This window comes from Corallococcus sp. AB018 (assembly GCF_003986945.1).
Classification (GTDB): Bacteria; Myxococcota; Myxococcia; order Myxococcales; family Myxococcaceae; genus Corallococcus; species Corallococcus exiguus.
In genome coordinates, this window is the sequence record NZ_RAWR01000016.1 from 32,936 (window position 1) to 46,748 (window position 13,813).

10 protein-coding genes and 1 tRNA gene are annotated in these 13,813 nt (G+C 67.1%); 8 read left to right on the forward strand and 3 right to left on the reverse strand.

Annotation, left to right across the window (positions count from 1 at the left end):
• The 6 genes from pheS (at position 1) to D7Y11_RS05875 (ending at position 7,880) form a co-directional block, all read left to right on the forward strand.
• The gene (gene pheS, locus D7Y11_RS05850) at positions 1-1,050 is read left to right on the forward strand and encodes a phenylalanine--tRNA ligase subunit alpha (protein ID WP_120575401.1); all 1,050 of its coding nucleotides are present in this window, start codon (positions 1-3) and stop codon (positions 1,048-1,050) included.
• Between the two features lie 30 nt (positions 1,051-1,080).
• On the forward strand, positions 1,081-3,495 hold the full coding sequence (pheT, locus tag D7Y11_RS05855) for a phenylalanine--tRNA ligase subunit beta (protein WP_126933209.1): 2,415 nt from the start codon (positions 1,081-1,083) through the stop codon (positions 3,493-3,495).
• Positions 3,496-3,589: 94 nt separating this feature from the next.
• Positions 3,590-3,976: an integration host factor subunit alpha gene (locus D7Y11_RS05860; protein ID WP_014397244.1), complete on the forward strand. Its 387-nt coding sequence runs from the start codon at positions 3,590-3,592 to the stop codon at positions 3,974-3,976.
• Between the two features lie 87 nt (positions 3,977-4,063).
• A tRNA-Pro gene (locus D7Y11_RS05865) sits at positions 4,064-4,140 on the forward strand.
• Positions 4,141-4,448: 308 nt separating this feature from the next.
• On the forward strand, positions 4,449-6,305 hold the full coding sequence (locus tag D7Y11_RS05870; RefSeq protein ID WP_126933210.1) for a DUF262 domain-containing protein: 1,857 nt from the start codon (positions 4,449-4,451) through the stop codon (positions 6,303-6,305).
• A 273-nt stretch (positions 6,306-6,578) separates the two neighbouring features.
• Positions 6,579-7,880, forward strand: coding sequence for a serine protease (locus tag D7Y11_RS05875; protein WP_121752877.1), 1,302 nt, complete (start codon positions 6,579-6,581; stop codon positions 7,878-7,880).
• A gap of 126 nt (positions 7,881-8,006) precedes the next feature.
• Here D7Y11_RS05875 and D7Y11_RS05880 read toward each other — a convergent pair whose 3' ends face one another.
• Positions 8,007-10,073 carry a LamG domain-containing protein gene (locus D7Y11_RS05880; RefSeq protein WP_233607207.1) on the reverse strand — a complete coding sequence of 689 codons (2,067 nt, stop codon included), beginning with the start codon at positions 10,071-10,073 and terminating at the stop codon, positions 8,007-8,009.
• Between the two features lie 350 nt (positions 10,074-10,423).
• On the opposite strand from D7Y11_RS05880, the gene D7Y11_RS05885 reads away from it, so the two are divergent.
• Complete coding sequence (locus D7Y11_RS05885) at positions 10,424-11,080, forward strand: hypothetical protein (RefSeq protein WP_126933211.1); 657 nt, start codon at positions 10,424-10,426, stop codon at positions 11,078-11,080.
• Between the two features lie 49 nt (positions 11,081-11,129).
• Here D7Y11_RS05885 and D7Y11_RS05890 read toward each other — a convergent pair whose 3' ends face one another.
• Entirely contained in the window at positions 11,130-12,239 is a 1,110-nt protein-coding gene (locus D7Y11_RS05890) for a CapA family protein (protein ID WP_233607208.1), read from the reverse strand.
• Between the two features lie 58 nt (positions 12,240-12,297).
• The gene (locus D7Y11_RS05895; protein WP_120575395.1) at positions 12,298-12,474 is read right to left on the reverse strand and encodes an FmdB family zinc ribbon protein; all 177 of its coding nucleotides are present in this window, start codon (positions 12,472-12,474) and stop codon (positions 12,298-12,300) included.
• Positions 12,475-12,712: 238 nt separating this feature from the next.
• On the opposite strand from D7Y11_RS05895, the gene D7Y11_RS05900 reads away from it, so the two are divergent.
• Complete coding sequence (locus tag D7Y11_RS05900; protein WP_126933212.1) at positions 12,713-13,810, forward strand: hypothetical protein; 1,098 nt, start codon at positions 12,713-12,715, stop codon at positions 13,808-13,810.
• Positions 13,811-13,813: the final 3 nt, after the last annotated feature.

The window sequence follows — 13,813 nt, forward strand, 5'->3', positions numbered from 1 at the left end:
ATGCGAGACCGGTTGCAGGCGTTGGCGGACGCGGCGCGCCAGGAGATCTCCGGCGTGTCGGAGCCCTCGCAGGTGGAGGCGTTGCGCATCCGCTACCTGGGCAAGAAGGGCGAGCTGTCCGCGGTACTGGGCGGCATGGGCAAGCTGCCCCCGGACGAGCGGCGCGCGTTGGGTGAGATCGCCAACACCGTCAAGGCGGAGCTGGAGCAGCTGCTGGCGGACGCCACGAAGCGCGCGGAAGACGCCGCGCTGGAGGCCCAGCTGAAGGGCCCCAAGCTGGACGTGACGCTGCCCGGGCGCGCGGTGCTGCCCGGCGGGCGGCATCCGGTGTCGCGCACGATGGAGGACATCGTCCGGACGTTCGCGCGGCTCGGGTTCGAGGTGGCCGTGGGCCCGGAGATCGAGCTCGACTACTTCAACTTCGAGGCGCTGAACCTGCCCAAGGATCACCCCGCGCGGGACATGCAGGACACGTTCTACGTGGACGAGCCCAGCCTGGGCCACGCGAAGAAGGCGGACAGCCCGTCGCTTCTGCGCACGCACACGTCGCCGGTGCAGGTGAGGCACATGCTGGCGCGCAAGCCGCCCATCCGCGCGGTGATGCCGGGCCGGGTGTACCGGCGGGATTCGGACATCACGCACACGCCCATGTTCCACCAGGTGGAAGGCCTGCTCGTGGACAAGGACGTGAGCTTCGCGGAGCTGAAGGGCACGCTGGACGCGTTCGTGAAGGCGTTCTTCGGCTCGGAGACGCGCACGCGCTTCCGCCCGTCGTTCTTCCCCTTCACGGAGCCCTCCGCGGAGGTGGACGTCACCTGTGCGTCGTGTGGAGGCAAGGGCTGCCGCGTGTGCAAGCAGACCGGCTGGCTGGAGGTGCTGGGCAGCGGCATGGTGCACCCGAACGTCTTCACCGCCGCGGGTTACGACCCGAAGGAGGTGACGGGTTACGCGTTCGGCATGGGCGTGGAGCGACTGGCCATGCTGCGCTACGGCATCGATGACCTGCGGATGATGTTCGAAAACGACGCGCGCTTCCTCGCGCAGTTCTGATTCCGGCCCACAAGGAAAGAGGACAACCCTGTGAAGATTTCAGTGAAGTGGCTGGGTGATTACGTCGCGCTGCCGCCGTCCGTGGACGAGCTGGCGCGCAAGCTGACCGCGGCGGGCCTGGAAATTGAGGGCGTGGAGCGCCCCGGCGAGGGCCTGCGCGGCGTGGTGGTGGCGCAGATCCGCGAGTCGGTGCAGCACCCCAACGCGGACAAGCTGTCCGTCACGCAGGTGGACATCGGCGGCTCCGCGCTGTTCCAGGTGGTGTGCGGCGCGAAGAACTTCAAGGTCGGCGACAAGGTGCCGCTGGCCACGGTGGGCGCGAAGCTGCCCAACGGCATGGAGATCAAGCAGGCCGCGCTCCGGGGCGTGGACAGCTTCGGCATGCTCTGCTCCTCGAAGGAGCTGGGCATCACGGAGGATTCGTCCGGGCTCCTCATCCTCCCCGCGGACACGAAGCTGGGCATCCCCATCGCGGAGGCCCTGGGGCTGGATGACTCCGTGCTGGAGGTGAACGTCACCCCGAACCGGCCGGACGCGCTCAGCCACCTGGGCATCGCGCGCGAGGTGGGCGTGGTGACGGGCGCAGCGTTGAAGCTGCCGCAGCCGAAGCCCGCCGAGTCCGGCAAGCCCGTGGCGGAGTTGGTGAAGGTGCGCATCGACGCGAAGGAGCGCTGCTCGCGCTACGCGGCGCGGGTGGTGGAGGGCGTCACCATCCAGCCGTCGCCGCAGTGGATGCAGGACCGGCTGAAGGCGTGCGGCGTGCGCGCCATCAACAACGTGGTGGACGTCACCAACTTCGTGCTCCTCGAGTACGGCCAGCCGCTGCACGCGTTCGACCTGGAGAAGGTGGCGGGCCAGGAGATCATCGTCCGCACCGCGAAGGCGGGCGAGAAGCTGCGCACGCTGGATGACAAGGAGCGCACGCTGGACGCGGACGACCTGGTCATCGCGGACCGCGACCGCGCGCAGGCGCTGGCGGGCGTGATGGGCGGCGGCGACAGCGAGGTGACGCAGGGCACGAAGCGCATCGTCATCGAGTCCGCGCACTTCCACGGCTCCGGCGTGCGCCGGTCTGCGAAGCGCTACGCGCTGCACACGGAAGCGTCGCACCGCTTCGAGCGCGGGGCGGACCTGGACGCGGTGCTGCCGGCGTTGGACCGGGCCGCGCAGCTCATCGCGGAGCTGTCCGGTGGCACGGTGGTGCCGGGGAGGGTGGACGTGCAGCCCGAGCCCCTGGCGCCACGCCGGGCGACGCTGCGCTACGCGCGGGTGGAGAAGGTGCTGGGCGTGGCGGTTCCGGAGGAGGAGGTCCGGCGCATCCTGACGGCGCTGGGCTTCAAGTCCGTGGAGGAGTCGCAGGGGCAGACGACGTACGAGGTGCCCCGGGCGCGCGTGGACGTGGAGCGCGAGGAGGACCTGATGGAGGAGGTCGCCCGCGTGTACGGCTACGACAACATCCCGGCGCGGCTGCCGCGAGGGCTGGAGACGCTGGCGCCGGAGCCGCTGTCCATGGAGGCCGAGCGCCGGCTGCGCCACGCGCTGGGCGGCGTGGGGCTGTCCGAGGTGGTGAACTACTCGTTCGTGGCGCCGAAGTCGCTGGAGGTGCTGGGCGGGAAGGAAGCGCCCATCGCGCTGATGAACCCGCTGAGCGTCGAGCAGTCGGTGATGCGCACGAGCCTGCTGCCGGGCCTGCTGGAGAACCTGTCACGCAGCGTGCGCCACCAGGTGGAGTCGGTGGGCCTCTACGAGACGGGCCGGGCGTACTTCCGGGACGCGCAGGGCGGGCAGGGCATGCGCCCGGCGGCTCGCGAGGTGCCTCGCGTGGCGGGCCTGGTGTGGGGCCTGCGCAGTGGTGGCCGGAGCTGGACGGCGAAGGACTCGCGCGTGGACTTCTACGACGCGAAGGGGGCGGTGGAGGCGCTGCTGCACGCGCTGCACGTGGAGGGCGCGGCCTTCACTCCTGCGGAGGCGCCTGCGTACCACCCGCGGAGCTGCGCGCAGGTGTCGTTGAGCGACGGGACGGTGCTGGGCCTGGTGGGCGAGGTGCACCCGCGCGTGACGAAGGGGCTGGGGCTGCCGGAGGGCGTGTTCGTGTTCGAGCTGGACACGGATCCGCTGTACGCGGCGGCGCGGCTGGTGCCGCAGGCGGCGGCGTTGCCGAAGTACCCGGCGGTGCTGCGCGACCTGGCGGTGGTGGTGCCGCTGGAGCTGCGCAACGAGGAGGTGCGCCGGGTGATCCTGGAGGTGGGGGCGCCGCTGGTGGAGGACGCGCTCGTGTTCGACGTCTACACGGGCAAGCCCATCCCCGAGGGGAAGAAGAACCTGGCGTACGCCTTGAGGTACCGCTCGCCCGAGCGGACGCTGACCGACGCGGAGGTCACGGCGGCCCACCAGCGCATCATCACGGAGGTGAACCAGCGGCTGGGGGCGGCACTGCGCGCCTGAATTCCTGAATGAAGTCAGGACGTTGACACGGTTCGGGGAAGGCTGACACCATGCCCCGCGTTCACCGGCCAATCACGGGTGCCAGAGGACTCGCATGACGAAAGCGGACATCATCGAGGGGGTCTACGAGAAGGTCGGCTTCTCCAAGAAGGAGTCGGCGGAGATCGTCGAGCTCGTCTTCGACACCGTGAAGGAGACGTTGGAGCGCGGGGACAAGATCAAGATCTCCGGGTTCGGAAACTTCCAGGTGCGCCAGAAGAAGGCGCGCGTGGGGCGCAACCCGCAGACGGGCAAGGAGATCGAGATCAGCGCCCGCCGGGTGCTGACCTTCCGGCCGAGCCAGGTGTTGAAGAGTGCCCTGAACGGCGAGGCACCCCCGGAGAACCACGCGGAGATCGACGCGCAGGAAGAGGCGGCGGCGGACGCGGCGGAAGCCCGGGGCGAGGACTTCGACGAGGGAATGGAAGAGGGCGACGAGTAGGTTTTTTTCACCGGCGCCCTTCACCTCCTGCTTGACCTGAAACGAGGGCAGGGGCATAAGGGCGCACCGTTTCACGACGGCCGTTTTCGGGGCGTAGCGCAGCCTGGTAGCGCACTTGCTTGGGGTGCAAGTGGTCGCAGGTTCAAATCCTGTCGCCCCGACCAAATAGAGGCCCTGGAGTTTCCGGTGCAAGCCGGTGACTCCAGGGCCTTTGTTTTTTCCGCGAGCGCGCAGGCGGCGAATGCCGAGTCGCCGCGCTCCCATGGCGCGAACCTCTCCGCCCACAGCGCCTCCTACCTCTCATGGGGAGTCACCTTGAACGGCGGAATCTCGTCGGCGAGTGTGACCGAGAGCCAGAGGTTGTTGTTGCTCGAGGGGCTCGGGGGGCCACGTCACCCAGGCGGGGCGGGTTGGTTCACGACGACGCAAATCTTGGGGAGACCTGGGATGCCGCATCCATCCGGAGGACACAATGGAAGCCAGACTCCGCTCGTTGCTCGACTTGTTCGACGGTAAGCGCCGTTACCTCATCCCCCTGTTTCAGCGCCCCTACGTCTGGACCGAAGAGCGGCAATGGGCGCCGCTTTGGGAGGACATCGTGCGGCAGGCTTCTCTTGCTGCCGGCGGCGCGCATGAGGAGCCGCCACACTTCATAGGGGCGGTGGTCATCAATCAGGTGCGCACTTTCGGCAATCAGGTTCCCGCGCACGAAGTCATCGACGGGCAGCAACGCCTGACCACCTTCCAAGTTCTGCTGGCCGCCATCCGGGACGTGGCACAGGTGGAAGGCGCCGCGGATGTTGCCAGCGAGTTGAGCCCCTACACCGCCAACAAGGGCATGATGGAGCATCCGGATGTCGAGCGCTTCAAGCTCTGGCCGACGATCAAGGACCAGCCCGCGTTCACGGCGGTAGTCAGCCTCGGAAGCCAGTCGGCCGTCGAAGCGCAGTATCCTGCCGTGTACAAGCGCAAGGTGCTGCAGCCGCGCGAGCGCCTCGTGGAGGCGTACTTGTTCTTCACCCGCGCATTGAGGTCCTACCTCGATGACGCCGAAGAGGACCGCACGACAGCACTGCACGCCGTTTTCGAGGCTCTCCGGCGCCGGCTTCAGCTCGTCACCATCGAGCTCTCGGGCAATGATGATCCACAGGTCATTTTCGAGACCCTCAATGCTCGGGGTGAGCCCCTGCTCGCTTCGGATCTGCTCCGTAACTACGTCTTCCTACGAGCCGCGCGGAACAAGGAGGATGTTTCAGGCCTCCACAAGCAGTACTGGGCGCCGTTCGATGAGGAGGCGGACGACCTGCAGGACGCGAAGAGCAAACGCTTCTGGCAAGTGCAGGAGCGGCAGGGGCGCTCACTTCGTCCTCGCATCGACCTCTTCCTTCAGCACTTTTTGGCGTTCAAGACCGAGCAGGAGCCGAACGTTACGCGGCTCTTCCACGACTATCAGCGGTGGATACGAGAGAAGAACCCGTTTCCATCAGTGGAAGCAGAACTCGTGGACGTTACCCGCTGCGCGAATGCGTTCCGGCGCCTCCTTCGTCCGGACCCTTCCACACGGCTCGGCGCCCTTGCGGTGAGGCTCCGGGACATGGACACCAGCACCGTCTACCCCTTGATGCTGGCGTTGCTCATGCGACAGGAGCTTCCCGAGGTCGAGTTCGCGGGAATTGCGACGGACATCGAGTCCTTTCTGATCCGCAGGCTGGTCTGTGGTCGCACCACAAAGGCATACAATCGTTACTTTCTCCAGCTCACGCGAGAGGTCAAGGCGTTGGTCAGCGTTGATCGTGCTGCTTTTCAGAGTCTCTTGCTGGCGGGAGAGGGCACGTCGGTGGATTGGCCGGACGACGCGGAGTTCCAGCGCGCGCTCCAAGACCGGCCGCTCTACATGGAGTTCCGCGCTTCGCGGCTCGAGATGCTTCTCCGCGCGCTTGATGAGGCACTCAGGACCGCCAAGACCGAGAAAGTGACCGTCGATGGTGACCTGAGCATTGAACATGTGATGCCGCAGCAGTGGGAGGCGAATTGGCCGCTGTCCAAGGCCGCGGTGGCGAAAGCGGGCGGACATGAGGAGGCGGAGCAGAAACGTGACGTGCTCGTTCACACGCTGGGAAACCTGACGCTTCTGACGCAGGAACTGAACGCGTCTGTGAGCAACGGTCCCTATGTCGACAAGCAGAAGCACATCACCGCGAATTCCGCCCTCCGAATGAATACGTACTTTCAGACTGAGGCTGAATGGGACGAAGACGGCATCCGGAAACGGGGCGAGATGCTGGCGATGCTGGCAACGAAGTTGTGGCCTAAGCCTCGAATTGCCTGAGCATGATGTCGGACAAGTCTTGATGCCGGGGCGAACACATCCTGCACCGGTGATGCGGGCCCAGATGACACACGAGCGCGGCGCGCTGTTCTCCGGCGCGGGAACGATGTTCATCCCCGCAGGAATTATTCACTCTCCTTCCTACTGGGACTTCCGGGACCCCAGTTATTCCTCGTTAGGGACGCGTTGCGGAGAGTGCGTGTTTGGCGCGAGCATGCGGTCCGCTGCTCGCCCCCAGGCGGGCGGTCCTCACCCTCAAGGAGTGTTCAGCACATGCGAATCCCCCGGACTTCCGGCCGTAGGACGCTGCTTGGAACGCTGCTGTGTACCCTTTCCCTCGTGGCCTGTGGTCCGGCCCCCGAGGCCGAGCCCACCGACAGCGCTCCCGTGGGCACGGAGAAGCAGCCCGTCGTCTACGGGACCGACAACCGCACGGACGTGTACGCGCACGCGAACGCCACGCTGCGCGCCCGCGCTCAGCAGTCCACCGTCGCGCTGATGAACCCTTCGGACTTCAACGCGACCAACCCCAACAACGTCACCTTCAACGGGTCCACGCTGCGCTCCGCGTACAACCTCTGCACCTCCGAGCGCTTCCTGGACGACCTGACCCCGGCCTTCTGCTCCGGCACGCTCATCGACGATGACCTGGTGCTCACGGCGGGCCACTGCATCACCAGCGCGTCGGCCTGTAGCAGCACGCGCTTCGTCTTCAACTTCTACCGCACCGCCGCCGGCGCCATGCAGACGGTGACGACCGCGGACATCTTCTCCTGTCAGGCGATTGTCGCGCGCCAGCAGGCCACGGTGGGCGGTCGCAACCTGGACTTCGCCATCGTCCGGCTGGACCGGTCGGCCACCCCGCGCTTCACGCCCGCCCCCATTCGCGCGGGCAACGCCGCGCTGCCCGTGGGCACCAACGTGACGGTCATCGGCTCGGGCAGCGGCATCCCCTTCAAGATCGACTCGGGCGGCTCGGTGCGTGACGCGCGCGCGGGCACGCTGGACTACTTCGTGGGCACCACGGACACGTTCGGCGGCAACTCGGGCTCGGGCGTGTACGAGAACAACGGCTACACGGTGGCCGGCATCCTGGTGCGCGGCGAGACCGACTACAAGGCCAACGGGAGCTGCAGCGTCGTCAACACCTGCACGGAGACGGGCTGCCGCGGCGAGGACATCACCTACGTCCGGCCGGCCATCGACGAGTACTGCGGCGTGGCGACCAGCACGCGCCTGTGCGCGGGCTACCCGCCGCCCCCGACGCCGGTGACGTTCACCTTCACCGCCACCAACACCAACAGCGCCAACCAGAACACCGTCAACCACAACGTCACCCTGGCCGCCGGGCAGACCCTCAAGTTCGGCACCTGCACGGTGCCGGGCGCCACCGGCACGGGTGACACGTACCTGCGCCTGTACAACGGAACCTCCCTGGTGGTCTCGAACGACGACGCCTGCGGCACGCTGTCCTACGCCAGCTTCAAGGCCACGACGGCGGGCACCTACCAGATCCGCGCCGGCTGCTACTCCAGCGGGAGCTGCAGCGGCACGGTGGCGTACACCGTCCAGTAGTCCCTGAAGGACCGAAGCGGGCGGTGGCGTCCGTCACCGCCCGCACCGGGCTCCTTCACTCCGGCAGCACGAGGGCGATCCTCGCCCCGCCAGCCATCCTGGCGGGGGCCGGAGCGTGACGAGCGCTCAGCAGCAGTTGGATGGCTTCTGGGCGATGACGGCGATCAGCACGGCGATGTTGAGCACGAGCTGCGCCAGCACGACGGCCAGGTACGCGCCACCGGTCGTGAACAGGCCGACGACCATCAGGATGAGCGACGCGCAGTTGAGGGCGATGGTGAACCAGCTGCCCGTCAGCGCCGCCCCGAAGATCTTGCCGAGGGTCCCTCCGAGGTAGAGCGCCTTGATGATCCGGATGACGGTGGAGCCATCGATGGCACCCTGCTGCGCCGCGGCCCCCAGCGTCCGGAGCAGCGACGTGCTCTCCGTGATGAGCGGCCTGGCGGCCTTGACCACCTGTGTCGCCGAGTAGCCCAGCCCTACCACCGCCAGCAGCAGGCACACGCAGGTCGAGGCCACGGAGATGACCCAGCCGATGCACTCGGTGTCGACCGTCAGCTCCATCCGGTCGCACTCCACCGGGCCCTGGGCGGTGTGGTGATAGAAGACGTAGTGCTTGCCCTCGACCTTCCCGGCGATGGTGCCCACCGGCAAGCCCCCGGGCCCGTTGCCGCGTGACAACCCCAGGTGGAGGTTGTTGCGGAAGAGTGAGCGCAGCCGGTCCTTCATCGCGCCCGGCACGGAGGCCAGCACCTGCTCGTAGGAGGCGATGAGGGCGTCCACCTGCGCACCCGAGAGCGGGCTCTGCGCGGGGAGGGCCACCTCCTCCGTGGCCCACCGGACGGAGGGCTGGAGGCCCGCGGAGGGGCGAGGCACCGCCACCAGCGTGGTCGTGGACGGCGCCCCGGGCGGCGGCGTGGAGTCGGAGGGCGGCGTGGCGACGAGCGAGGGCGTCGCCGTGTTGAGCAACGACGGCGGATTGCCGGTCACCTGGTTGGCCAGGCCGAGCGCGTTCCAGGCGTAGTACGCCACGCAGCCGTCCGCGTCGGAGGGGTCGCTCGACATGTAGTGCTGGAGTTCGTTCTGGGGGAGTTCGCGCGACCACAGGCCCACCGCCTGCAGGTGCCCCTGGAAGTCGTGGACCGCCCCACCCGCGACACTGGCATCGGGGTCCGCGCCGAACACCCAGACAGGGCTGGCCACAGAAGGCAGCGTGGTGCCGATGGCCGAAACGGAGTTGCCATCCAGGAAGAGCCGCACCGTGGCGCTCCCGTCGTAGGTCATCGCCAGGTGGTGCCACCCACCCGCGGGCAGCGCCGCTCCCTGCTCCCAGCTCGCACCGCTCGAGCCCGACAGGGACTTGAGGCAGACGTCGAACACGCCATTGTCCCACCGCAGGCCCAGGGCGATGCCATCCCGGGTGTCGCGGTCCCGGCACGCGAACAGCGTACGGTCGCTCAGCTGGAAGTCGGAGGGGGCATCCGCGTTGAACCACGCCTGCACGCTGAAGGGCCCGCCGTTGGCCACCACGGTGAGGTTGTCTCGCGGTGAAGGCTGGACCGCCGCGTTGACGACCCGGAGGGCGGGGGCGAGCATCGTCACGTGCGCGCCGCCCTGGAAGATCGCGGCCGGGCGGTTGTGTCCGGAGACGTCCCCGGTGGACCCGTCGCTGAAGCTGTAGCAGGCGGTGAGTGACGGGCCCGGCTGAGGCACGTCCCACACCGGCTGGCACTCCTCGCCGGTGAACGCGGTGGACCAGAACGCGACGTTGCAGAACTGCGCGTCGGTGGTGCCCCCCAGGGTGAAGACGCTTTCGGTGATGATGACTCCCGTGGCACTCCCCTCGATGACGGGCGTGCCGTTCGCGTAGAGCGTGTAGTTGCCGGCGCCAGTGCCGGTCCACTGCCAGACGTACAGGATGTACTGCCACTGCTCCGGCAGCAGTTCGACTTCCGCGCACCGCGGCGCATTGAGGCCCGGCATGTCGAGCGTCAGCTGCATGCCGTGAAGCCCGATGGACCAGTCCGTCCCCATCGACAGCAGCAATCCGTCGTAGGCAGGGGTCCGAGGACGAACCCAGAAACCGATGGAGTAGGACGAGGTGCCAGAGTTGTTGATGGGGGTGGACGTGCCCAGTTGGATGCGCTGGCCGTAGCGAACGTCGGCGGCACCGTACTGATACATGGGTCTCATGATGGGGGGCTCCAGGGGTGGGGAAGGACCGCCGCCGCGAAGAGCAAGGAGCGCGCCAGCGCGCGGCGCCTGACCTCTCCTCTGGGGGCGCGGTGCGATCCCGCCGCTTGCGTCCCGGCATGACGCAGCCGAGTCAGTCTGGGACGCACGGCACGCCATGCCCAAGCGTCACGACGCCAGGGCCCGTAAGGTAGACAGACCCGGCATGTGCACGTGTTGTATGGGGTTGGGTGGTCCGCGACATCCCAGCCAGCAAGCGCCGAGCGTGGAGGATTCCTGTCTATAATCAGCGGGCCTTGCTACCGGCGCGGGCGGACAGCCCCTGCGGCCACTTCACGAGGAGACGCCACATGAATCGGGTGGAATTGAAGAAAGGGATGGAGGGATGGATGTCGGAGAACGGCAATTGCTTCATCCCGGATGGCTGGGATGGGCAGGTGATTTTCGCGACAGCCGCCCCGTTGAACAGCGTCGTGTACCGGAAGCAGGGATTGAACGACACCTTGTTCAGCAGCAAGACCTACGTCCCCTACGTCTCCACGACGTTCATCAAGGACTGCCTGCACACCGCCGAAGAAATCATGCATCAGTCGCTGTTCGACCCGAAGGAAGGAGCGACGCGCAGCAAGAGCGTGGAGAATGGCTCCGCCTTCGGGAACAGCAAGCTGGAAAACGTTCTCGTCGCCCAATCCCTGCTCAAGGGCAGGGGCAGCAATGACAATGCGGCGCCGCTCGCGGGCCAGGCCTATGTCATCGTCAACATGAAGTGGGACACGGAGGGGACCTCCCCCTACCACGCCGCCGGGGTGGTCGCGGTGGATGGCGGTGACCGCATCACGCTGGAGGTGTTCGCGAGCACCCGCACGTCGTATGCGCGGAAGGAGGCGGGCTGCTATCGCATGTACAAGACGTCGGGCGTCGAGGGACACACCTTCCACGGCGCATGGGGTTCCCAGGAGGAGTATTTCTCCGACAGCGCGGTCACCTTCGCCCTCTGCGCGAAGTGATGAAGCCTCCGGCGCCGGGGCTCGTGAGTCATCCAGCTGTTCCCGGAGCTCACCCCCATTGCAGGAGGAGGGCCCCGTTATCTTCCAGCTCCACCCGCGTCCGGGGTGCCAGCCGGCGTCCCTCGCGGCCCAGGACTTCGCACAACCATTCGGCGTCCCGTCGCGAGGCCCGGTGGGGTCGGAGCTGGCGCAGCTGCATGGGGAGCATGCGCAGGCTGGCGATCCGGCCGTTCGCCGGGTCCACTGACGCCAGGTACATCAAGGCCAGGTCCGGTCGGTATTCCTCGTGGCCGAGGATGCCTTCGTAGTCGTTCAGGAAGTCGCCGCAGCCATGGAGGATGAGGCGGCCGTGGTGGACCTCGATGCCGCGAGGGTGGTGCGAGGAGTGGCCATGGACGACGTCCACGCCAGCCTCGTCGATGAGTGCATGGGCGAAGTCCTGCTGCGCCCGTGGCACCGTGTAGCCCCAGTTTTCGCCCCAGTGGATGGAGGCGATGACGACGTCGCCTTCGCGCTTGAGGTCCGCCACCCGTTTGCCCAGGTGCCTCGCCGTGGTGGGGGACAGGTCGGGCAGCAGGTCCACGCCCGGTCTGTTCTTCCTCGCCGCCCACGATGGCGGAATGCCGCTGCTGACATCTCCGCACGAAAACACCACGACTCGCCGCCCGGTCCCTACAGCCAGGAGCGCGGGCTGCTGGGCCTCCTCCAGGTTCTCACCCATCCCCGAGGTGGCGATTCCCAGACGGCGGAGGGTGGACAGCGTTTGCGCCAGCCCCGGGTAGCCCCAGTCCAGCACGTGGTTGTTCGCCATCGCGCAGCAACTGATTCGGGCCGCCGTGAGGCATTCGGCATTCTCCGGGTGCATGCGGTAGTGGATGCCCTTGTCGGGCCACCACTGCTCGCTCGTGGTGATGCTCGTCTCCAGGTTGATGATCCGCACGTCGGGCGCGGCGTGCTCCAACGCGGCGAGCGCGTCCCCCCAGATTTCACCGAAGCCGACGGGCTTGCGGATGGGGCCGTTGCGCTCCTCGGCGAGCGCGACGTAGTCCCGGGCATCGTGCAGGTAGGACTCATGGATGCCGGGTGGAGCAGGGTGGGGCAGCACCTGATCAATGCCCCTGCCTGTCATCACGTCGCCGCAGAGGAAGAGGGAAACCAACCTCTTGTCTTGCTGGCCAGGAGTCATCATCGACGAAGAACAGGGTGCCCCGAGTCCTTCAGTAGGTGGCCGACTTCTTGGTGGTCACGGCATGGGCGGACGAGATGCGCTTCTCCACCTCTTTCGCGTCGTGGCCACGCGGGCACTTCGGTGCTCGCTCGTCGTGCTCCTGGATGGTCATGAATGCGGTGAAGGGCTCCTGGCACTTGCGGCAGAAGAACTCGTAGATGGGCATGGCGTGCTCCCCCTTTGAAGGAAGATGCGGTCCACCATCGGCAGGTGGCAGGTCACGAGGTGCCAGCCAGCCGTAGGCGCGCCAGGTCGGGCCCGTTGCATGGAACATTTTACAGGATATGGAAGTGGAAACTCCGAATCGTCGAGTGCCGACAATTCCCCCGGGCCGGCGGGTGAGATGCAACCAATCCGCCGTGTAGGATTCATGCCCTCAAGCACCTTCAACTGGAGGCAGGCCCTTGATCAGCTCCCTCATCCGCCAGGTCGTCACCACGATCCAGGCCGCGGTCACGAAGCCTCCGGTTCCTCCGGCTCCGCCCACGCCTCCTCCCTCCGCCGCGCCGTATTTCCAGGACGGTGTGGACGCGGCGAAGGCCAGCCCCGTGAACCTCAGCGGCTACGGGAACACTCCGTCGGCCGCGGCTGCCGCGAGCGTGGATTCGCCGCTGACGAAGGCGAGCAAGGGGGAGAGGGCCGGCCCTGAGTTCATCCACCTGGACGCCGGATGGACTCCGCAGGGACAGGGCTACGACGCCGGGCGCGGTGAAGTGCTCACGACCTATTACAACGACGACCACCGGGTGCTCCTGTCGGTGCAGGACAAGGACTCGGGGAAGGAGACGCATCAGGCGGTGCTTGGTGGCCCGCCTCCCGCGGGTCCTCCCAGCCATGGTGGCGGCGTCTCCACGGATGGCGACAACGTCTATGTCTCCGACACGGACCACATCTACGTCTACACGCGCGAGGAGATCGAGGCCGCCCAGAACGAGTGCCGCGAGGCCATGCCCTCCCAGGTCATGGATGTCCCCAAGCCTGAAGGCCTCACGGATCCGGCCACGGGCATCGGACTGGTCTCCGCCGGCAGCTTCATGACCGTGAAGGACGGCTACGCGTACATCGGTGGCTACAGCAAGGACGGCGATGGCAAGGCAGGTGCCGTCTGGCGGTACGAAATCGACGAGAAGACCGGCGCCCTCATCGAGGACTCTCGCGAGGGCCCCATCCGCGCTCCGGACCGCGCTCAGGGAATGACCGTCGTCGATGGCGGCATCATCTTCACCACGGGCGACAAGAAGCTCATCTACCAGCCGTTCACGTCCACCGAGGACACCTTCTCGGCGGACATCGACAATCGGGTGGACATCGGCAACGGGCTCATCGACCCCTACGCCCAGGGCGTGAACATCATCGATGGTGAGATCTGGGTCACCTACGAGAGCGGCTCGGGCAAGTACCGCGACAAGGTCGACGAGCCCCGCGAACACATCCAGCGCATCCCGCTGGAGGATCTGGACCTCGCGGCGGGATGCCTCACGGCGGAGCAGCTCGAAGGCTGAGGC